Source organism: Mangrovicoccus sp. HB161399 (genome assembly GCF_013184745.1).
GTDB lineage: Bacteria > Pseudomonadota > Alphaproteobacteria > Rhodobacterales > Rhodobacteraceae > Mangrovicoccus.
Window position 1 is genome coordinate 96,975 of record NZ_JAATVU010000016.1, and the last position, 21,576, is coordinate 118,550.

The 21,576-nt window shown below is 66.0% G+C and carries 16 protein-coding genes and 1 tRNA gene; 11 read left to right on the top strand and 6 right to left on the bottom strand.

Going from position 1 to position 21,576, the window contains the following annotated elements:
- Position 1: 1 nt before the first annotated feature.
- Positions 2 to 1,249: a LysR family transcriptional regulator gene (locus HCC78_RS11610; protein ID WP_172328937.1), complete on the top strand. Its 1,248-nt coding sequence runs from the start codon at positions 2 to 4 to the stop codon at positions 1,247 to 1,249.
- Here the strand turns inward: HCC78_RS11610 and selB are convergent.
- A complete protein-coding gene (selB, locus tag HCC78_RS11615; RefSeq protein WP_172328938.1) occupies positions 1,246 to 3,216 on the bottom strand; it encodes a selenocysteine-specific translation elongation factor in 1,971 nt (656 codons plus the stop codon). The genes HCC78_RS11610 and selB overlap by 4 nt on opposite strands.
- A 206-nt stretch (positions 3,217 to 3,422) precedes the next feature.
- Between selB and HCC78_RS11620 the strand changes: the two genes are divergently transcribed.
- The 4 genes from HCC78_RS11620 (at position 3,423) to HCC78_RS11635 (ending at position 8,110) form a co-directional block, all read left to right on the top strand.
- Complete coding sequence (locus tag HCC78_RS11620) at positions 3,423 to 3,752, top strand: hypothetical protein (protein ID WP_172328939.1); 330 nt, start codon at positions 3,423 to 3,425, stop codon at positions 3,750 to 3,752.
- Positions 3,753 to 3,770: 18 nt separating this feature from the next.
- Positions 3,771 to 5,144: a hypothetical protein gene (locus HCC78_RS11625; protein ID WP_172328940.1), complete on the top strand. Its 1,374-nt coding sequence runs from the start codon at positions 3,771 to 3,773 to the stop codon at positions 5,142 to 5,144.
- Positions 5,119 to 6,321 (top strand): ABC transporter substrate-binding protein, encoded by a 1,203-nt coding sequence (locus HCC78_RS11630; RefSeq protein WP_172328941.1) that lies wholly within the window; start codon positions 5,119 to 5,121, stop codon positions 6,319 to 6,321. The genes HCC78_RS11625 and HCC78_RS11630 overlap by 26 nt, the downstream gene beginning before the upstream one ends.
- A 148-nt stretch (positions 6,322 to 6,469) precedes the next feature.
- Positions 6,470 to 8,110 (top strand): iron ABC transporter permease, encoded by a 1,641-nt coding sequence (locus HCC78_RS11635; protein ID WP_172328942.1) that lies wholly within the window; start codon positions 6,470 to 6,472, stop codon positions 8,108 to 8,110.
- Positions 8,111 to 8,275: 165 nt separating this feature from the next.
- On the opposite strand, the gene HCC78_RS11640 is transcribed toward HCC78_RS11635, so the two are convergent.
- Positions 8,276 to 8,962, bottom strand: a complete 687-nt coding sequence (locus tag HCC78_RS11640; protein ID WP_171060891.1) for a GntR family transcriptional regulator — start codon at positions 8,960 to 8,962, stop codon at positions 8,276 to 8,278.
- A gap of 204 nt (positions 8,963 to 9,166) precedes the next feature.
- Between HCC78_RS11640 and HCC78_RS11645 the strand changes: the two genes are divergently transcribed.
- The 5 genes from HCC78_RS11645 (at position 9,167) to HCC78_RS11665 (ending at position 15,577) form a co-directional block, all read left to right on the top strand.
- Complete coding sequence (locus HCC78_RS11645) at positions 9,167 to 10,411, top strand: MaoC family dehydratase N-terminal domain-containing protein (RefSeq protein ID WP_172328943.1); 1,245 nt, start codon at positions 9,167 to 9,169, stop codon at positions 10,409 to 10,411.
- Positions 10,408 to 11,601, top strand: coding sequence for a CaiB/BaiF CoA-transferase family protein (locus tag HCC78_RS11650; protein ID WP_172328944.1), 1,194 nt, complete (start codon positions 10,408 to 10,410; stop codon positions 11,599 to 11,601). Before HCC78_RS11645 ends, HCC78_RS11650 begins: the two co-directional genes overlap by 4 nt.
- Positions 11,601 to 12,836 carry a CaiB/BaiF CoA-transferase family protein gene (locus HCC78_RS11655; protein WP_172328945.1) on the top strand — a complete coding sequence of 412 codons (1,236 nt, stop codon included), beginning with the start codon at positions 11,601 to 11,603 and terminating at the stop codon, positions 12,834 to 12,836. The genes HCC78_RS11650 and HCC78_RS11655 overlap by 1 nt, the downstream gene beginning before the upstream one ends.
- Positions 12,837 to 13,001: 165 nt before the next feature.
- A complete protein-coding gene (locus HCC78_RS11660; protein WP_172328946.1) occupies positions 13,002 to 14,165 on the top strand; it encodes an ABC transporter ATP-binding protein in 1,164 nt (387 codons plus the stop codon).
- Positions 14,166 to 14,191: 26 nt separating this feature from the next.
- The gene (locus tag HCC78_RS11665) at positions 14,192 to 15,577 is read left to right on the top strand and encodes a CapA family protein (RefSeq protein ID WP_172328947.1); all 1,386 of its coding nucleotides are present in this window, start codon (positions 14,192 to 14,194) and stop codon (positions 15,575 to 15,577) included.
- Positions 15,578 to 15,660: 83 nt separating this feature from the next.
- On the opposite strand, the gene HCC78_RS11670 is transcribed toward HCC78_RS11665, so the two are convergent.
- Positions 15,661 to 15,754, bottom strand: a tRNA-Sec gene (locus HCC78_RS11670).
- Positions 15,755 to 16,026: 272 nt separating this feature from the next.
- Between HCC78_RS11670 and HCC78_RS11675 the strand changes: the two genes are divergently transcribed.
- Positions 16,027 to 17,649, top strand: coding sequence for an MFS transporter (locus HCC78_RS11675; protein ID WP_172328948.1), 1,623 nt, complete (start codon positions 16,027 to 16,029; stop codon positions 17,647 to 17,649).
- Between the two features lie 69 nt (positions 17,650 to 17,718).
- Here HCC78_RS11675 and trxB read toward each other — a convergent pair whose 3' ends face one another.
- Genes trxB through selA form a run of 3 tightly spaced genes read right to left on the bottom strand, consistent with a single transcriptional unit; the run spans position 17,719 to position 21,361 of the window.
- Positions 17,719 to 18,705: a thioredoxin-disulfide reductase gene (gene trxB / locus HCC78_RS11680; RefSeq protein ID WP_172328949.1), complete on the bottom strand. Its 987-nt coding sequence runs from the start codon at positions 18,703 to 18,705 to the stop codon at positions 17,719 to 17,721.
- A 32-nt stretch (positions 18,706 to 18,737) separates the two neighbouring features.
- Positions 18,738 to 19,934 (bottom strand): 3-oxoadipyl-CoA thiolase, encoded by a 1,197-nt coding sequence (gene pcaF, locus HCC78_RS11685; RefSeq protein WP_172328950.1) that lies wholly within the window; start codon positions 19,932 to 19,934, stop codon positions 18,738 to 18,740.
- Positions 19,931 to 21,361: an L-seryl-tRNA(Sec) selenium transferase gene (gene selA / locus HCC78_RS11690; RefSeq protein WP_172328951.1), complete on the bottom strand. Its 1,431-nt coding sequence runs from the start codon at positions 21,359 to 21,361 to the stop codon at positions 19,931 to 19,933. The genes pcaF and selA overlap by 4 nt, the downstream gene beginning before the upstream one ends.
- Positions 21,362 to 21,576 lie beyond the last annotated feature (215 nt).

The following is a 21,576-nucleotide window of genomic DNA, read 5'->3' on the forward strand; positions in this document are numbered from 1 at the left end:
CATGGTTCAGCCGGAAATCGCGCGGGACGACCTCGCCCTGCAGCTCCAGAACATGAGGGTATTCCTGGCGGTGTCCGAAGCCGGCAGCATTGCGCAGGCCGCCCAAGCCCTGTTCAAGGCGCCTTCGGCGGTTTCGCGGTCGGTCGTCGAGCTAGAGCGCTCGCTCGGAGTGAAAGTCTTCGAGCGCAATGCCCGCGGCATCATCCAGAACGACTATGGCGCCCTGCTTGCGCGCAGGGCCGGACGGATCGAGGCGGAACTCAGCGAAGCCGCCGCGGACTTGGCGCGGATCAGGTCGCGCAGCGCGGCGCTGTCTCCGCGCTCGATCCTGCAGCTTCTCTTCAACGGCAGGAAGCTGCAGCTTGTGGCCGTACTGGCCGAGACCCGGAAGATCTCGACCGCCGCAGCCCGGCTCGGCATCTCGCAGTCCGGGGCAAGCATGGCGCTGTCGCGGCTGGAATCCGCGCTCGGTGCAACGCTTTTCCAGCGTGGCATGCAGGGCGTGATCGCCACCGAGGCTGCCGCTCGGCTCGCGATCCGGTCGCGACGCGTCTTTGCCGAGCTGCGCCATCTCGCGGCGGACATTTCCGCGGTGGCCGGTTCGCCTTCGGGCACCGTGGTGATCGGGATGTTGCCGCTGGGCCGGACCTACGTCTTTCCCATGGCGATCGCAGAGGCGATTTCCGGGCATCCCGGCATCCATGTCCGGACCATCGACAGCCCCTTTGCGGAGTTGATGGCCGGCCTGCGCTGCGGCGACATCGACATGATCGCGGGGGTGCCCCGTGCCGAGGAGGACCGCACCGGCATCTTGATCGAGCCGCTGTTCTCCGACGCGCTGACGGTCGTGGCCCGGCAGGGTCACCCGCTGGCGGGGCGGCGCCTGGAACTTGACGAGTTGATGGCGAGCGCCTGGGTGCTGCCCTGGCGGAATTCACCCAGCCGGACCTTGTTCGACAACGCCTTCCGTCAAGCGGGACTGCCGCCGCCGCCGCCGTGTGTGGAGTCAGCCGATCTTGCGGTCATCCGGCAGCTGCTGACGGCCAGCGACGCGCTGGCGCTCGTGTCAGCGCGGCAGATGCAGTTCGAGCTGCAGTCCGGGCTGCTGGAAGAACTGGATTGCGGCCTCCCGGAGATGAGCCGGGACGTCGGGCTCATCACCCGCGAAGGGGCCATGTTGCCGCCGGTTGCGCAGATTCTGACCGAAGCGATCCGGCGCCAGGCAATCTTGGCCTCTGCCGGAGACTAGCCTCCCTTGCGCCGCCGCGGTGCGCGGGGAGGCAGGTAGTCCCGCCGGCCGAGGCCGCGTTCGAGCGCTGCGGCCCGGTCGAGTATCTGCTTCCGTCCGGGCCGGAGCCTGCGCCGGTCGCCCTCGCGCAGCGTCAGGCCGATTCGGTCGAAGAATTCGAGCAGGTCGATGACCAAGTTTCGCCCCGCGCCGCTGGCGTCGCGAAGTTCGGCGGCGGTGAAGCCTCTCGCACCGGAAAGCGCTTCTGCATGGCGCACCAGATGATCCAGCGATGCGCCGGAGAGGAAGCGGGTGTTGGTCAGCCGCCAGATCTCTCCGGTGCCGCGGAGCGGGAGCATCAGGTCTAGGACCCGGGATTCCGGGGCGCCCATGGAGCGCGCGAGATCGCCGGTGCCGAACGACCGCAGCCCGAATTTTTCCGCCGTTGCTGCAAGATGGCGGCGGGCGCGCAGTTCCGCGGCGTCTTCGCCGGGCACGTGGCCTGGCAGGCTCAGCTTGCGGCCCGCCATTGCGATCCGGCCTTCGCCGGACAGGCAGCGCAGCACGTGGTGCAGGGCCTCGGGCGATAGCCCTTCTGCGGCGCGGGCGGCCGCGGCGAGCGGCAGGCCGCTGCTTTGGGGATGGGCCGCGAGGTGCAGTTCCACCGCTTCGAGAACGGCTTGCGCCGCGGCGTCGAGGCGTTCTGCACGGAGCGCCCTGCCGGACCCGAAACGCACGGTCCGGCTTTCGTTCCAAAGCGCTTCTGCCGTGGCCGGGGACAGGGCAAAGCTCCGTTCGAAGCGGGCAGTGTCGATTTCCTCTCCCAGCGCGAGAAGCCCGGCAAGCGCGTCTGCGGGCGTCCCGCTGTCCATCGCCTTCCAGAAGGGGGCCGGATCGCCGCGCTGGCGGCGCCGTTCCGGAGCGAGCGGGTCGATCACCCGGCCGCCGCCAAGGGTCATGCGGGCGGCCCGGTCGCGCAGCACGAAGCGGTCTCCGGCAAGTGCGGTAACCGGCGTGTCGGGAACCAGGCGGCACATGGCCTCCCGGCCCGGCGCAATCGCGACCCGGCCGGGGACCAGGATGCGCACGGGCACGGCGGCGGTGCCGTGGTGAAGCGTGGCGAGACTGTTGTGGCGCACGGGCTCGGAGCGGGCCGCGGGAACGGACAACATGACCGCCAGGCGCTCGCCCGGCACAAACCCCTCCGGCCCGACAAGCCAGTCACCGCGATGCACCGAGCCGAGTTCGATCCCCGCGAGGTTGACCGCGCCACGCTGTCCCGCGGCCAGCTGCTCCACGGGAGTGCCGTTGCTCTGGAGGCCGCGAACCCGCCAGGCGCTCCCCGCCGGGGCCAGGACCAGCCGGTCGCCGACCGCGACCCGCCCGGTCCTGACGGCCCCGGTGACCACCGTTCCCGCGCCGGCCACGCTGAAGGCGCGGTCGACTGCCAGACGGAAGGTCCGCTCTTCGGCAAGCCGCGCCGGATCGCCCGCCCCGAGGGCGCGCAGCGCGGCGGCAAGATCGGAGATGCCGACGCCAGTTACCGGCGAAACCTCATGGATTTCCGCGCCGGCCAATGGCGTTCCGTCGAGGATCCTGCGCATCTGCTCCGCGACCTCTGCGGTCCGTTCCGGACCTGCCAGATCGATTTTCGTAATGGCGGCGACTCCCCGCGAGATGCCGAGCAGCCCGAGGATCTCCAGATGCTCCAGGGTCTGGGGCATGGGCCCGTCATCGGCGGCGACGACGATGAGGGCAGCCTCCGCCGAAGTGGCTCCGGCCAGCATGTTGCGCAGGAAGCGTTCATGACCGGGGACATCGACAAAGCCGATCGTGCCGCCGACCCCGTCCGGCCAGTAGGCGAAGCCGAGATCGATCGAGATGCCCCGCGCTTTCTCGGCCGGCAGGCGGTCGGTAGCCACGCCGGTCAAGGCTCCGACCAGCCGGGTCTTTCCGTGATCGATATGTCCCGCCGTCGCGATCAGCATGCCTCTGCTCCTCCGCCGTTTCGGACAGGCCTAGCTCCGCGTGTCCGCGGGAGGGAGGCGGAGCTTGGTGATGGAGCCTTCCAATAATGTGATATGGGTTTCCGCCGTCGGCCATGCTGCGGCTAGCGTCTCCCAAGGGCGGCCGCATCGTGCCGCCGGGGCCGGGCGCGCCCGAGGCGCCCGAAACTGCGGAGGAATTCGTTCGGATGGACGACAAGCAGACCTTTGCGGCGGAGACCTACAAGGTAGTCTGGCCGAGCGGCCGGCAGGTGCATGACGGGCACCAGCTTGCCAAGCGGCTCGACGACCTCAACGGCAAGACCGTCGCGCAGCTCTGGGACTGGGTGTTCAAGGGCGACAAGATGTTCGATATCTGGGAGCGCGAGCTCGCTGCGAAATATCCGGACATCAAGTTCATTTCATGGCGGGAATTCGGCGAGATCCACGGGGCCAACGAGCATGCGGTGCTCGAGGCGCTTCCCGCGAAGCTGAAGGAACACGACGTCGACGCGGTGATCGTCGGCGTCGGCTGCTGAGGGTCCTGCACGGCCGCCGTGACGCGTGCCTCCGCCCTGGTCGAAAGCCTGGGCTATCCGACAGTGACCATGCTCTGTTCCGGTTTCGTGAACCAGGGCAAGCAGACTGCCAAGGGTCTGGGGATGCCGAATCTCCCCCACACGATCCATCCGGGTCATGTGAATTTCGTCACTGACGCGCAGCTCGAGAAGACCGTCTCCGGTCCGATGCTGCAGCAGGTGATCGACGGGCTGACCATCCAGCCCGATGAAGCCGTCGCGTCCGCCGAACCCGGCAGGACGGACATCATCTTCGAAGGCAGCTTCGACGAGGTGAACGAGCATTTCCTCGCCAATGAGTGGTCCGAGGGCTTGCCGGTCGTCCCGCCTACGCTGGAGAAGGTGGAACAGTTCCTGCGCTTCACCGACCGCAAGGCGGACGAGGTCCTTGGGACCGCACTGCCTGCGAACCGCGAGGCGACGGTATGGAACGTGGCCGTCAACGGCGTGATGTCGGGCTGCCGCCCGGAATACATGCCCGTGCTGGTCGCCATCACCGAAGCGATGATGGACAAGGAGTTCGGGGTTGAACACCTCGGACATACGCCCGCCACCGAAACGCAGATCATCCTTTCGGGGAAGATCATCAAGGACCTGAAGTTCAACTGTCTCCAGGCCGCGCTGCGACCCGGATTCCAGGCGAACACCTCGGTCGGGCGGTTCTGGCGGATGTACCTGCGCAATGTCTGCGGCTTCATCCCGCACGGCACCGACAAGGGCTGCTACGGCGGCAACTTCCGGATCGTGCTGGCCGAGAACGAAGATGCCGCGCAGGAGATGGGCTGGCCCACCCATGGCGAGGAAGAGGGCTATGCCTTCGGCCAGAACATGGTGACGGTCACGTCCTGCACTGAGATGACCCAGGCCATCGAGGTGGGCGATCCGGTCGCGGAGCAGATACTGAAGAACATCGAGGCCCGCATGGCCGACAACAACATGTTCATCCAGTTCTTCTTCCGCGGGATGGTGACGCGGCCGCTGGTGGTGATCACGCCGGCAATCCTGAAGGTGCTGACCGATCAGGGATGGACCAAGGACAAGGTGCGCAGGCATTTCTACGAGAATGCCAAGCTGCGTGTTTCGCGTCTTTCAGGCATGATCCTCAACCGCTTCTATCGCGGCATCAACGAGAAGTGCTGGCCCGAGCAGCTGGGAACGTCGATGGATGTCAACCGCGACATCCAGATGGTCTCGAAACCCGAGGACTTCATGATTGTCGTTGCCGGGGATCCGGATCGCGACCATGCCATGATCGGTTCGGGCAACGGCTATATCGGCTTCCCCGTGACGCGGGCGATCAGCCTGCCCTCCGACTGGGACGCACTTCTTGCGGAAAAGAACGGGCGGGCCTGACGGCCCGTTCCTCCCGCGCCTTTCCCGATCTATCCATGCATGGGAAAGGCGCGGACAAGATGTGGCAGCCATCTTGACCGGAACCGCTGCCAGAACCGCCGGGAAAGGGAGTAACCCGGCCATCCAGGGAGGAATTCAAATGACAGACGACAGCAAGACCCGGACCAGCCGCCGCAGCTTTCTGCAGACGACCGGCCTGGCCGCCGCTTCGGCGATGGTCGGCGGCTTCTCGATCCGCTCCGGCGCCTGGGCCCAGGACAGCGACGATCTGGTCGGCGCGGCGCAAGCCGAGGGCAAGGTCATGCTATATACCGGCTCCGCCGAACCCTTGGTCATTGCCCTGGGAGAAGCCTTCAAGGAAGAATACGGCATCCAGCTGGAATACCAGCGGCTGAATTCGTCCAAGGTCGCGGCGCGCTACACCGCAGAGTCCGAGGCCGGCCAGGCCGTGGCCGACGTGATGGTCGCAGGCGATCCGCTGCTGTTCGAGGCCTTCCACAAGAAGGGCTGGATCGCAGATCTCGACCCGGCCCATGTCCCCGGTCTCGACGCGTGGCCCGAAGCCTTCAAGAACAGCTATTCCGCGGTAATTTCGATCAACCCGCACACGATGGGCACAAATACCGCGATGGTAAAGGACCTGCCCGCGGAGTGGGAGGACATGCTGCGGCCGGAACTGAAGGGACGGCTGATCACGGTCGACTTGCGTTCGGTCGGGCTCGTCGCCTTCGGATCCTACGACATGTTGCTGCGCACCAAGGGCGAGGAGTTCCTGCGCGAACTCGGCCGTCAGGAGTTCCAGCTGGGTTCCGGCGGACCGGCCTCGATCCAGCAGGTTGCGGCAGGGGGCGCGAGCCTGTTCTTCCCCTGTTCGACCACGCAGGCGTACTCGGTCATCAATAAGGGCGCGCCGGTGCAAGCCATCATTCCCGACGATACATATTCCGGTGTGGTCTCTCCGTTCGCCGTCTCGGCCAAGGCGCCAAACCCGAATGCGGCGCGGCTGCTCTGCAGCTTCATGATGTCCGAAAAGGGCCAGCAGATCCTCAATGCGGAAACCGCATCTCCGAACGGCACGCCTGGAACGGCTGAACTCAAGCCGGGCTTTGTCGAGCCGGACATGGAATCAGCCGAAGAACATCGCGACAAGATCATCGAACTCATGGGACTGGCCTGAGCCAGGCACCGACGAGCGACAGGAGGACATTGCCTTGCAGGCATCGGATGTCGACATTTTGCCCCGTACGCCCGGGCCGGCCCTGAGGCCGAACTGGCGCCCCATCGCGGTGATCGCCGCACTCCTTGTTCTGGGCATCGGGTTCCTTATGGTGTATCCCACGGGACAGCTGCTGAGCCTCGTCTTCGGGCGCGGAACGGACATTGCCGGTAAGGGGCTCGGCCCCGGGATCGGAAGGGTGCTGTGGAACACCTTCGTGATGGTCTCGATATCCAGCCTCGTGGCGCTGGTCTTCGCAACCGCGCTGGCGGTGGTGGCCGAACGCACGGATGGTGGCCTGAAAGGCGTCGGGAATTTCATGCCGGTGGCACCCCTGATGCTGCCTTCGGTGACCGGCGTGCTGGGCTGGGTGGTGCTGTTCGACCCCCGGATCGGGTTTTTCAACGTCGCGTTCCGCTGGTTCACGGGCGGCGAGGTCATGGGCGGCACCGGTCCGATCGACATCTACACGATGCAGGGGCTGATCTTCGCCCTGTCGATCCACCTCGTCCCGGCGATCTACCTGATCACCTCCGCGGCCCTGCGCAGCCTCGATCCCTCGATTGAGGAGGCCTGTCGCATCTCGGGGGCGGGACCGCTCAGAACCTGGCTGACCGTGACGCTGCCGGCAATCCGTCCTGCCATCTTCGAGGCATGGCTCCTGTCGGTCATCAACGGCATTGCGATCTTCGCGGTGCCGGTCATCCTGGGCACTGCCGGGCAGATCGAAGTCGTTTCGGTACGGATCTTCCGCTACTTCACGGATTACCCGGCGAACGAGAAGGCGGCGATCACACTCGCCTTTGGGATGCTTGTCGTCGTTTTCGCGCTGAGGATGGTGCAATGGAAATTCCTTCCCCATGGCAGGCACGCCACCATCGGCGGCAAGGGCGCCCGGCACACGCCGACGCGCCTGGGCAAGCTGCGCTACGTGACCAAGGCGGTCTTCGTCGGCTACATCCTAATTTCGCTGGTGCTGCCGCTCCTGGCGCTGATGGCTGTGTCGCTTCAGCCCTTCTGGTCGCTGAACTTCTCGCTCGACTACCTGAACTTCGACAACTACGTCACGGTCCTGACGGTAAACCCGGCCACCACCCGGGCGCTGGCGAACTCGATCTTCCTCGCGACGACGGGCGCGACGGTGATCATGGCGGTCGCGGGTTTCCTGATGCTCTATGCCAACCACTTCGCCGACGGGGCGGGCGTGCGGCAGGGCCTTCTCGAAAAAATGGGCTCGCGAAAGGTCGTTGATCTGATCACCATGCTGCCCGCCACCTTCCCTCATACCCTGGTCGGAGTGGCCTTCATCCTTGCCTTCGCCCAATGGCCCTTCGACATCTACGGCACGATCTGGATCCTGTTCCTGGCCTATCTGCTAATGGAAATTCCCTATGCCTCCACGGCGGCGCGTTCGGCAGCGATCCTCGTGGGCCGGGAACTGTCGGAAAGCTCGCGTGTCTGCCGTGCCTCCGAGACCACCACGATGCGCAAGATCCTGCTGCCGCTGTCGCTGCACGGGCTGGCTGCTGGCTGGGTGCTGGTCTTCATCCACATGATGGGAGAGGTCACGGCCTCGGCCATTCTCTCGGGCACGTCCAATGGAGTCGTGGGCGCCGTGCTGCTCGACCTCTGGGAGAACGGCAGCTTCCCGCTGATGACCGCCTTCGCGCTGATCATCTGGGCCATCGCGACCACCATGATGGCCGCCGTGCTGTGGCTCAACAACCGCAACGCCCGCAAGGTGCGCTAGCGGCCCGTTGCGGCTCCGATCCACGGCGGGCGCTCCTTCAGGGGCGCCCGCTATTCCGGACTCTCCCCGGCGAGCCGTCCATTGGCGGCGGGATGCCGACTTCTTCCGTCCGGCCCGGAGCGGCGGGCGCGCGAAAACTGGAGGTCTGCCGTGCCGGTGCGGGGACTATCTCGACAACGGCGACTCTCCGACCGAAAGCGCACGCATGGTTTCCTTGACGTTGTCGACATGGCGCCGCAGCGCCTCGCGCGCCGCCGGTGCATCGCGGCGGCAGATGGCGTCGATGATGTCCAGCCAGTAGGGCAGCGAAACCTGGGCTCGGCCGGGCCGGTAGGTCAGGCGCAGCCGGTGCCGTGCCATCCGGTCGCGCAGCTTCTCCAGGATTTCCTGTCCGACGGCATGATCGGAAACCCGGACGTAGAACTGGAATACCTTCCGGGTGAGTTCCGCGAATCCCGCCGCGTCCTGCTGCGCGGCCCTGGCCTCGAGCTGTGCCGCCATCAGCCGGAGCTCCGCAACCTCCTCATCCGTGATCCGCGCGATAGCCTGAGTGATGCAGACCTGCTCGATCGCGAGGCGGATTTCCGCGACCTGCAGCGCTTCCTCCAGGCCGACCACCCGGACCCGCGCACCGCGGTTGGCGATCCGTTCCACCAGGCCCTCATGCACCAGCTCGGCAAGCGCAGCGCGCAGCGTTCCCCGGCTGGTCCGGAGCATTTCGCATAGTTCCGCCTCGACCAATCGCTGACCCGGGGCAAGATCGTTCGACAATATTGCCTGCCGGATGGAATCGGCAACTGCTGCCTGCCCTTGGCTCGAGGGCTTGCTTGGCGCGGGGCTGTTTCCGGTCATCATGGTCTCCGCAGTTGGAGCTCGCATTCAATCCGAGGATGTTCTTCATGGCAAGCGCCAAGCGCCTCCGGCTTTGGCGCGAACAGCAGGGAAAAACCAAGCTTGACGCGAACATGATTCTTGTAGTACCAAATTGTCCAACAATTATGATTAGCAAAACCGTGCGAAGGCATCGGAAAGGCGACGAAGAGGGAGGACGAGCGCATGGATGGCGACCTGAAGGATACTGACTGGGATCACCTGTCCGACGCGGAGTGGAACGAGAAGCTCGACAAGCGGATCGCGCAGTTCAACGAGGGCCGCGGAGAGCGCAAGCTGCCGGTTCCGATCCATGACATCATGGACAACGAATACGAGCGCGGCATTCTCAATGCGCTGGTGACAGAGGACCTGATCCGCCATTTCGCTGACGCGATCGGCGATCCGAACCCGATCTGGCGAAACCGTACCTATGCCCAAAACACCCGGTGGGGCGGCATCATCGCGCCTCCGCTCTACGAATCCTGCATCTCCTTCGGCTCGTCCTTCGGCGGACGGCTGCGCGTGCCGGGCGTGGCGCGCCTGGCGGCGGGCAACAAGCACGAGTATTTCGCGCCGTTCCGGCCGGGCGACGAATTCACCTGCTTCGATACCTATGGCGGCTTCGTCGAGAAGCAGGTCAGCGGCAAGCCCTACCGCATGTTCATCGAGAGCGTGCCGCGCCATTTCGTGAACCAGCGCGGCGAGACCATCGCCGTCGCGACCGGCCGCAACATCTACCTCGCGACGCCGCCGTCGAAACGCAAGGAGAAGGCTGGCGGCAAGGAGTCGAAGGTCGGCGCCAAATACGCGGGAAAGACCTACACGAAATATTCCGAAGCCGAGCTGAAGGAGATCCACGACGATTTCGATGCTCAGCTCGCGGGAACCAAGCGGCGCGGAAAGCAGATCCGCTACTGGGAAGACGTCGTCGAGGGCGAGGATCTGCCGCCTCTGGCCAAGGGCATCTACGATGTCTGCGACAGCTCGGCACGCACCGTGGTCAGCTGCTACGTTTATGCCTTCGCGATCAAGTGGGCCGCGATGCGCAACCACCTGCAGACCCATCCGGTCGATGACCTCACCGGCGAGCACCGCTTCCGTCGCGACTGGCACTATTCCGACCGCGCGGCACAGATGTTCGGCTCGCCGCTTGCGAATGCCGGCGGCATCCACAACGAGATGATGCTGGTTCACATCGTTACCGACTGGATGGGCGATGACGGGTTCGTCGTGTCGATGGACAGCCAGGACCGCCGCTTCAACTTCTTCGGCGACAGCACCTGGGTGAAAGGCCGCGTGGAGCGCAAGTTTATCGACGGCCAGGGTCAGCGGTTGGTGGAACTCTTCGTGTGGGCCGAGAACCAGGACGGGCAGGTCCACACCCAGTCCAACGTCATCGTCAAGCTGGCCGCGAGGGCCGAGGCATGACGGACGCACTCGACCTCAAAGTTGTCGAGCTGGCCGAATTCGTCGCAGGCCCCTATTGCGGCAAGCTGCTCTCGGATTTCGGCGCTGAGGTGATCAAGGTGGAACGTCCCGGCATCGGCGACCGGGCCCGCCACCTCGGGCCCTTCGCGGGGGACAGGCCCGATCCGGAAGCTTCGGGCACGTTCCTGTATCTCAACACCAACAAGAAGAGCGTCGCGCTGGACATCGAAACCGAGGAAGGTCGGACACTGTTCCGCCAGCTCGTGGCCGATGCAGATGTACTGATCGAGGATCGCGCGCCGGGCGAACTGGCGGCCATGGGCCTTGGATACGACGACCTCGCAGCCATTAATCCCGGTCTCGTCATGGTGTCGATCACGCCCTTCGGCCAGACTGGCCCGTATGCCGGTTACCGGGCCGAGCACCTGAACCTCTACCATGCAAGCGGGCAGGGCTACCTGCTGCCGATGTGGGCGATCAATCTCGATGTGCCGCCCTGCCAGGGACCGGGCTATCTGGGACTCTACGATGGCGGCATGGCCGGGGCCACCGCGGCGCTGGCAGCGCTGTTCTGGCGCGGCAGCGGCGGCACGGGGCAGCATATCGATATCTCGGTCCAACATGCGATGATGCATCTCGAACGCTCTCAGCTGCGCCGCTATGTCGATGACGGAAAGAGCCCGAACCGCACTGGCAAGGGACGGCTTCTCGAAAGCCTGGTCGAATGCAAGGGCGGCGAATACGCCGTCGTGATCCTCAGCTCGCAACGCCAGTGGGAGGGCCTGTGGCGCGCCATGGGCAAGCCCGCCTGGGGCATGGAGCCGCCCTTCGACACCCAGAAGGGGCGCTCCGAGAACTACCATGAACTCCGCAAGCGGCTCGCCGAATGGGCGATCACCGTGACACAGGACGAATTATTCCACGCGGTGCAGGCAGAAGGTTCGGCCGCGGCGCCGATCCTGACAGCGGAGGGCGTGTTCCGTTCCGAGCAGTTCCGCGGCCGCGGCCATTTCACCGAAATCAGCCATCCCGTTGCGGGCACGCTGGAATACGTGGCCCAGCCGACGAAACTGTCGGATTTCGATCCCGGGCCGAAGCGACCTGCGCCGCTCCTGGGAGCGGATACCGAAGCGGTGCTTGGCCAGGACCCGGCCGGTCGGCCGGAACTGTCGCATACGGGAGCGATCTGATGGACGGAACGCAGGCTGAACTGCAGGCACAGGGGGCACTCGACGGCGTCCGGGTGATCGATTTCGGGCATGTCCTCGCCGGACCCTTCTGCACGATGCAGCTCGCAGCGCTCGGGGCGGAGGTGATCAAGGTCGAGACCCGCGCCCGCCCGGACGAGCAGCGAGCGCATCGCGGCGATGGCGTCGCGGACGACCTCGAAGGCAATTCCAACTTCTTCGAGGTGAACCTGTCGAAGAAAAGCTGCTCGATCAACCTGTCCATGGAAGAGGGCAGGGAGCTTGCCAAAAGGCTGGTCGCGACGGCGGATATCGTTCTGGAGAACATGCGGCCGGGCGTGATGGCGAAGCTCGGGCTGGATTACAGCGCGCTGCGCGAGGTCAAGCCGGATATCATCATGCTGTCGCTTTCGGGCTTCGGCGGCACCGGCCCGCTGAAGCGTTACGCGGCATACAACCCCTGTTTCACGTCCGTCGGTGGTGTATCACACCTGACCGGCTACGCGGAGAAAAAGCCGAACACGATGACGAATTCCGGCGGCGATGCGCGGGCCGGGACGGCGGCAGTCTTTGCCGCGCTCATGGCGCTGACTGTACGCCGCCAGACCGGCCGCGGGCAATATATCGACAGCTCTTCCTGCGAGGTCATCAACTCGATGATCGGCGACCAGATGATGGACTATGCCATGAACCGGCGGAGCCCGAAGCGCCACGGCAACAGCGATGCGGATCTTGCGCCGCACAATGTCTATCGCTGCAAGGGCGAGGACGAATGGATATCGATTGCCGTGGCGACCGATGGCGAATGGCAGGGGCTGGCGGCGGCTATGGGCAATCCGGACTGGGCGGCAGACCCGGCCCTGTCCACGGCGAGCGGCCGGAAGGCCGCCGAGGCACGGCTGGATGCGTTGATCGGGGAATGGTGTGCGGGGCTGGGCTATGTCGAGGCCATGCACCTGTTGCAGTCGCATGGCGTCGCCGCGATGCCCTCTTTCAAGGCCGAGGATCTGTTCCGCGATCCGCATGTCCGGGAAACTGGCGCGGTTGCAGAGGTCGACCATCCCGTGCTTGGCCGCAGGACGACGATTGCGCCGGTATTGCGCATGTCGCGGACGCCTGCGCGGATCTACGGCACCGCGCCGCGGCTTGCGGCTGACAACAGCTATGTCTTCGGAGAGCTCCTGAAACTCCCCGAAGAGGAGATCCGGCGTCTCGAAGACGCCAAAGTGATCTGGTAGCACGCGGAATTTATTCGCCATGCCCGGCATTCGTGTCAGCGTGGCTTGATGGCCAGGGGCCGGAGGAGGTCCCGCGCGCGCATCCGAACGCCCGCGAATGGGGTGTCGCGGATACGAACGGGCTGGCCAGGGATGCGGTTCAACCGCAAGGAGGAAAAGAGCGCGATGACCATCATGGAGAACAGGATCGACATGCAGGACGGAGGTCGTGACCGGGGCGAAAGCATGGTCAGCATCCGCAATCTGACGAAAGTCTTCCAGACCCGGCACGGCGAGGTGACGGCCCTGAAAGATGTCAGCGCGGAAGTTCGCCGGGGCGAGGTTCTCGTGCTTCTGGGGCCGTCCGGCTGCGGCAAGACCACACTGCTACGCTGCATTGCCGGGCTGGAATTCCCCACCGCCGGTCTCGTCGAGGTGCATGGCCGCACGGTGTACTGCTCGGAGCAGGGAATTGCCCTGCCGCCGAACAAGCGCAATCTTGCAATGGTCTTCCAATCCTACGCGCTCTGGCCGCACATGACCCTTGCCGAGAATGTCGCCTATCCGCTGAAGGTTTCGGGCACGCCGAAGGAAGAGATCGCCGAGCGGGTCAACGCGGTGCTCGCGACCTGCGGTCTCGGACATCTCGCGGGCAATTTCCCCGGCCAGCTTTCGGGCGGCCAGCAGCAGCGCGTTGCGCTGGCCCGGGCCCTCGTTGCCAATGACGGGCTCATCCTCTTCGACGAGCCGCTGTCCAACCTCGACGCAAAGGTGCGGGAGCGGCTGCGCGACGAACTGACCGAAATGCAGCAGCAATTCGGGTTCACCGCGATCTACGTGACCCATGACCAGGTCGAGGCAGCAGCCCTTGCCGACCGGATCGCGGTGATGGAGGTCGGCCGTGCGGCACAGATCGGAGATCCGCAGAGCATCTTCAACGAGCCCATGACGCCCTATGTCGCGGATTTTGTGGGATGTTCCAATGAGTTGGAAGGGACCGTGACGGCGATCGGCACGGGCAGCCAAGTGGAATGCACGACCCCGATCGGCACGATCTGCGGACCCGGCGTGGACGGCGATCTGCGCGTCGGCGAACCGGTGAAGATCATGTTCCGGCCCGAGCACACCCGGCTGGTCGATCCCGGCGCGACGGGGCAGAACGTGTTCCGCGCGACCATCGACCGATCCATCTTCCTCGGCAGCCACGTGGAGAACATCATGCATGTAGCCGATCACCGGCTGTCGGCGCGCTCGATGAAGGGCGCGATGCTCGGCGGCGGCGAGGCGGCCGTGCTGCGCATCGATCCTTCGGTGATCCGCATCTTCCGCGACGGCCGCGCCCGGGACTGACCGCGGCCTGCGCAAGGAGTCGAGCCATGGATGCGCCTGCTCGGCAGGATCTGTCGTCCCCGCCGCCTTGGGTTACCTCGCGGAGCCGGGCGACGGAAACCGGGACGAAGCTGCTTGCGCCCTTCACTGTGGCCGCCGTCGGTGACCTGATCTGTCCGCAACCCGTCGCCCGCAGCGACCCGCGGTTCTCGCATTTCGCCGGATTGCTGCGCGCGGCCGATATCGGCTTCGGCAACATGGAGTCGAGCCTGGTCGATTTCGCCACCTTTCCGCATGCGATTGCCGGAACAGCGGCGCCCTTTGCCATGGGCGAGGCACTGCGCGGCATGGGGCTCGACATGCTGAGCCGGGCCAACAACCATACCTTCGACTGCGGCGTCTTGGGGATGGTCTCCACGGACGAGGCGCTGGACCGGCTGGGCCTGACCCATGCGGGAACCGGCACCTGCCTGCAGGAGGCCCGCGCTGCGCGCTTCCGCGAGACGCCGAAGGGCCGCGTGGGACTTGTGAGCTTCTACTCGGTCGCGGATACCGGGCATTTCGGACCTACCTATGCGCGGACCCTGGCAACGCCGCGCGACGGCCGGATGGGGGGAATGCCGGGCGTCAATCCCCTGCGTCTGACGCAGTACAACATCGTGTCGCCCGCCCATCTCGACGCGCTCCGCGGCATTGCCGCGGGCACCTACGGCGAACGGCCCGGAGCCTGGGAAGAGGCAGGGGGCCGGCCGCCGCGTTTCCGCTTCTACGATCAATGGTACCAAGCAGGTTCGGACCCCGGCTCGATCCGCTACGAGATGGATCCCGGCGACCGCGCGGGCATTCTCTCGGCAATTTCCAATGGCAAGATCTATTCTGACTTCCTCATCGCGACCATTCATTCCCATCAGGCGACCCGCTTCGATCCGCAGGGCGCTTTCGGCAAGGTGAAGGGGCTGAAGGAACCGCTGGAGCATTTCGCTCCGGATTTCCTGCAGGCTGTCGCGCGCGAAGCCATCGACGCAGGCGCCGACATGTTCATCGCGCATGGGGTCCACGCGCTGGCAGGGGTCGAGATCTACAAGGGGCGGCCGATCTTCTACGGGATGTCTAACTTCATCTTCCAATGCGGCCTGCAGATGGGGGCCGGCTACGACGTGCTGAAGAACTGGAACGTGAAATCCGAGCTGGAACATCCGGATTGCCACGTGTCGGTTCTGGCGGAGAGCGTTTTCGATGGGGGTGTCCTGCGGGAAATCCGCCTGCATCCGGCCGATCTGGGGGGCGGGCGGCGGCCGCTGTCGCAGATGGGAATCCCGCTGGTTCCCGAGCGGTCCCTGGCGGACGGGATCCTGGCGAACCTGCAGGACTATTCCCGGCCCTACGGAACGGAGATCGCAATTTCCGGAGGCATCGGCACGATCCGCAACTGAACGGCGCCGATCCGGAGAAGGCCGCTGCGCCATGCCCGTGCCGCAGCCCTTCGCCTGTGCCTCGCGGGCGGACGCAGACGCAATGGCGGAAGAGGAGGGAGTCGAACCCACCGGAGACGCATGGCGCCTCCCGCCGGAGTTGAAGTCCGGGCACCCCACCGGGAATGTCTCTCTTCCAGCTCTGATCTAGCCGCTGCCAGCGCCGGAGGTCAAGCACGCCGTAAACACGAAATCAGAACGAGTTCCACACAAGCGCCTAGCGGGAAAATGAAATCAAGGCATTGATAAATATATATAATAGTTAACACCTGCGTTTCTGGTGCGGCCATTTCGGTCATGGAATTCTGCTCGCTTTCACAATAACAGGCCTCCATTTCACAAAGTTGGAGCCTGCTGCCTGCAGCCCCGCAGCTATCACGAGGGCACAGACCAAAAGGAGACCCCGCCCCTTGGCAGAACCGGATGCCTTTCCCTTCGCCCCGTTCCGCAACCGACGCTTCCTGCTCTACTGGCTCGCGGGACTCTCGGCCAACTTCGGCTGGCTGATCCAGATGGTCGGCGCCTCCTGGCTTATGACGTCGCTCGATGCGCGGCCCGAGATGGTCGCGCTCGTGCAAACGTCCGTCGCCCTACCGGTCATGCTGTTTTCCCTGCCTGCCGGCGCGATGGCAGATGCTTTCGGGCGGCGGACGACGGTGCTGTGGTCGCAGGCGTATCTTCTAGCCATGTCTTCCGCGCTGGCCGCGCTGGCCTTCCTGGGAACGCTCGGGCCGTGGAGCCTGCTCGCCTTCACCTTCCTGATCGGCTCCGGCAAGGCGCTCAACAACCCCGCCTGGCAGACGATGGTCAGCGAACTGGTGAAGAAGGAGGAGCTTGCGCCCGCCATCGCGTTGAATTCGGTCGGATTCAACATCGCCCGCAGCGTCGGCCCGGCCATTGGAGGGGCGATTGTCGCCGGCGTCGGCGCCTTCGCCGCCTTTCTCGTCAATGCCTGCGCGAACCTCACCATCCTCGTCGCTGCGTCGCGCTGGAAGACTCCGCCCCGCGACATGCGCCTGCCGCCCGAGAGGATCGGCAGCGCGATCGTGGCCGGTCTGCGCTATGTCGCCATGTCTCCGGCGCATCTAGTGATCTGCCTCCGCGGCTTCACGCTGAACCTGGCGGGCATTTCGGTGATGGCGCTGATGCCGCTGGTGGCGCGCGATCTCGTCGGGGGAGGGCCGCAGACCTACGGGATGCTGCTGGGCGGCTTCGGCGGCGGTGCCATTCTGGGGGCTTTTCTGGGGACCCGGATGCGCAGCCGGTGGCCGCTGGAGACCTGCATCAGGATCGGCTTCCTGGCCTGTGCCGCGGCCGCCGCGATCCTCGGGGCGAGTTCCTGGTTCCTGCTGTCCATGGCAGCCGCGGCCCTGGCCGGGGCGTTCTGGCTGGTGACGCTGTCGAGCTTCAACACCACCGTGCAGCTAAGCTCGCCGCGATGGGTCCTCAGCCGCTGCCATGCCACCTACCAGTCCTGCAATTTTGCCGGATACGCGGCCGGAGGGTGGCTCTGGGGTGAAGTGGCGGGGCAGGCCGGAACGGGACCGGCGCTGATCGCCTCTGGCGGCTTGCTTGCCGTCTTCGCAGGGCTGGGACTGGTCCTGCCGCTGCGCGAGCTCGATGCGTCCGGACTTGACCAGCACGCACCCTGGGTCACGCCCGAAGCCTCGATAGACATGCTGCCCAAGAGCGGCCCGATCGTCACCAGCATCGAGTACCGGATCGGTGCCGGGGACACCGACCGCTTTCTTGCAGTGATGGCCGAAAGACGGCGTGCACGCCTGCGCGACGGCGCCCGCGCCTGGACCTTGAGCCGTGATATCCGCGATCCGGAAGTGTGGATCGAGCGCTTCCGCACGCCGACTTGGATCGAGACCCAACGGTTGCACCTGCGCCGCACGGTCGCCGGTGCCCATGTGGCGGAGAAGCTCCGGGCGCTCCACAAGGGGCCCGGGCGCTGGACAACGCGCTACGAGCTGGTGCGTCCAGCTGCTCCGCCCAGCGGCAGCGTGCCGGTCCCTCCCGAAAGCTGAGCCCGGATACGAGAACGGCCGCTGCGGGTCGGGAGCCCGCAGCGGCCGCAGCGCAAGTCCCGGAACGGGTCAGGCGCGTTCCGTCTCGACCTCCGGTGCGGTCACGGCGGCCATGCCGTCAAGGAAGCGTTCGGCATCGAGCGCAGCCATGCAGCCGGACGCCGCCGAAGTCACGGCTTGGCGGTAGATCTGGTCCTGCACGTCCCCTGCCGCGAACACGCCGGGCACGGAGGTCTGGGTCGCCATGCCTGACCGTCCGCCCTTGGTCACGAGATAGCCGTTCTCCATTTCCAGCTGGCCCTGGAACAGCTCAGTATTGGGCCGGTGGCCGATCGCGATGAAGACCCCGTCGAGGGCCAGCCTGTCCTCGGCGGCGCTCAGGGTATCCTTGATGCGGATCCCGGTTACGCCCTTCGCATCGGACAGAACCTCCTCCAGCGTGGCGTTCCAGCGGATGTCCAGGTTTCCGCTCTCCGCCTTCTCGAACAGCCGGTCCTGCAGGATCTTCTCGGCGCGCAGCGCATCGCGGCGGTGGAGAAGGGTCACGTGCGAGGCAATGTTGGTCATGTAGAGCGCCTCCTCGACGGCGGTGTTGCCCCCGCCGATCACGGCGACCTTCTTGTCCTTGAAGAAGTAGCCGTCGCAGGTGGCGCAAGCCGAGACCCCCTGGCCCATGTTGGCTTGCTCCGACGGCAGACCCAGATACATCGCCGATGCCCCGGTGCAGATGACCAGGGCGTCGCAGGTATACTGCCCGCCATCTCCGGTCAGCCGGAACGGCCGCTCGCCAAGCTCGACCGCGTTGATGTGGTCATAGGCGATTTCGGTCTCGAAGCGTTCCGCATGCTGCTGAAAGCGCATCATCAGCTCCGGACCCTGCACGCCTTCGGCATCGGCGGGCCAGTTGTCCACGTCCGTCGTGCCCATCAGCTGGCCGCCATGTTCCGTCCCTGTGATCAGGAGCGGCTTCAGGTTGGCGCGGGCGGCGTAGACCGCGGCTGTGAAGCCAGCCGGTCCCGAGCCGAGGATGACCAATCGAGAATGGCGCGTTTCCATGTGGTGTCCTTTCTGCGTGTTTCCGTTCGGGCTCAGACGGCCTCGAGCGCGATGGCGATGCCCTGGCCGACGCCGATGCACATCGCCGACAGCGATTTCTCGCCGGATTTCAGTTCGAGGGCTGCGGTGCCGGTGATCCTCGCGCCGGACATGCCAAGCGGATGGCCGAGCGCGATCGCCCCGCCATTGGGATTCACCCGCGGGTCGTCATCGGCGATGCCGAGCGCGCGCAGCGAGGCCAGGCCCTGCGAGGCGAAGGCCTCGTTCAGCTCGATCACGGCAAAATCCTCCTGGGACAGCCCGAGCCTTGCCATTAGCTTTTGCGAAGCCGGGGCAGGGCCGAAGCCCATGATCCTGGGCGGAACGCCCGCAGTGGCCCCGCCGAGAATGCGGGCGATCGGCACCAAGCCGTTGCGCTTCGCCGCCGTCGGGCTTGCGAGGATCAGCGCGGCGGCGCCGTCATTGACGCCGGAGGCGTTCCCGGCGGTCACCGAACCGCCCGCGCGGAATGGGGCCGCCAGCTTTGCCAATCCCTCCGCCGTCGTTCCGGGTCGCGGGTGCTCGTCGGTTTCGACCAGCAGCGGATCGCCGCGTCTCTGCGGAATGGCGACCGGCGCGATCTCCCGCGCCAGACGGCCATTGGCCATCGCCGCTGCCGCCTTCTGCTGCGAGCGGAGGGCAAAGGCATCCTGGTCGGCCCGGCCGATCTGGAATTCCTCGGCGACGTTCTCGCCCGTCTCGGGCATGGAATCGGTGCCATGGAGGGCGTCCATGGCCGGGTTGACGAACCGCCAGCCGATGGTCGTGTCATGGATTTCCGCCGTGCGGCTGAAGGCAGTTCCAGCCTTCGGCATGACGAAGGGGGCCCGTGACATGCTCTCGACGCCGCCGGCGATGACCAGATCCGCCTCGCCTGCGCGGATCGCCCGCGCGCCGGTGATGACGGCATCCATGCCCGAGCCGCAGAGGCGGTTGACCGTCGTGCCGGGCACGCTGTCAGGCAGCCCCGCCAGCAGGAGCGACATGCGCGCCACGTTGCGGTTGTCCTCGCCCGCCTGATTGGCACAGCCGAAGATGACCTCGTCGACGGCGCTCCAGTCGATGTCATGCCGGGACATCAGTGCCTTCAGCGGCACCGCGCCGAGATCGTCGGCGCGCATTGCGGCGAGCGCGCCACCGTAGCGGCCGATCGGCGTGCGGATGTAGTCACAGATGAAAACCTCGGTCATGTGTCCTCTCCAGCAAGGCAGCCTGTTCCGGCCATGGCACGCGGCAGATGCACCAGCTGGGACAGGAAGCCGTCCTCGTCCTCGAGGCAGCGGAGATCGAGCCAGACCGCCCCCTGTGCGATCCGGCCGATCACGGGCACCGGAAGCTGCCGGAAGGCCCGGGCCAGGCGTTCGGCCCGCTCGCCCGGGGCGGGGATCCGGAAGGCGCGGCTGGGCAAGGTCTGGAGCGGCATGGCCCCGGAGCCGATCTGCGCCTCGGATGGCGCGATTTCAACGGTGTAAGTCTGGCCGAGCGCCCGGGAAAGGGAGGAGAGGAGGCGCTCGGCCATGGCCTCCAGTTCGCCCGTGGAGCGGGCGAACTGGCGGATGACGGGAAGGGTTTCGGGCAGCCGCTCTTGGGCCCGGTAGAGCCGCAGTGTGGCTTCGAGCGCTGCCAGCCGCACCTTGTCGAGCCGCAGCGCCCGTTTCAGCGGGTGCTTCGCGCAGGCGGCGACTAAGTCAGCGCGGCCCGCGATGAACCCGGCCTGCGGTCCGCCCAGCAGCTTGTCGCCAGAGAAGGTCACCAGATCGGCGCCCTCGCGGATCGCCTCCTGCACCATGCGTTCGCGCGGAAGGCCCCATTGCGACAGATCCGCCAGAACGCCAGAGCCAAGATCGTCGACCAGCGGCAGGCCGTGCGACCGTGCCAGCGGGGCGATCTCCGCCACCGCCGTCTCCTTCGTGAAGCCCATGACCTGGTAGTTCGAGGTATGGACCTTCATGAGCAGCGCGGTATCCGGTCCGATGGCACCGGCATAGTCCTTCAGATGCGTGCGGTTCGTGGTGCCGACTTCGCGCAGGCGCGTGCCCGCGGCCTCCATCACGTCCGGCATCCGGAAGGAGCCGCCGATTTCGATGAGCTCGCCGCGCGACACCACTGTTTCCCGGCCTGCAGCCAGTGCGGCCAGCACCAGAAGGACAGCGGAGGCGTTGTTGTTGACAAGGCAGGCGGCCTCGGCACCGGTGATTTCCGCGACCAGCGCGCAGACCGCCGTGTCCCTCTGCCCGCGCCGTCCGGCTTCGAGATCGTATTCCAGGACCAGCGGATGCCGCATCGCCGTGGTTGCGGCCTCGATGGCCGTTTCGGCATAGCAGGCGCGGCCGAGATTGGTATGCAGCACCGTTCCGGTCATGTTATGGACCCGCCGCATGTTCGACAGGTTGCGCGCCGCAAGCCGGGCGGAAATCCCGTCCGCAATCTCTGCGGCGGCAGCTTCGCGCGACGCCGGCATCTCGGTTCCCGCGACGATGCCCTTGCGCAAGGCCTCCACGGCCTCCCGCGCCAGCGCAAGCACGGCATCGTGACCATGCTCCGCGGCCGCTGCGCGCGTTGGCGCTGCGGCCAGAATTTCGTGTATCGCTGGCAGCGTGCCGAAGCGCTGTTCCATGCCTGCCTGTCCCTCCCAATTTCCTGCGGGCCTGCTGAGCATAACCCTTCCGCGGCCGGACCGGGTTTGCATTGTCGTGCCGGACCGTTCCATTTCTGTGATGTCTCCCGGTCCGCGTCATGGTCAGCAGGTGTCGGGCTTGACCTCGTGGGGGGTGGCGGCGCGCAGGCGGCTGCGGATGGCGCGGGACAGCGCATCTACCGCCGCCGTCATCA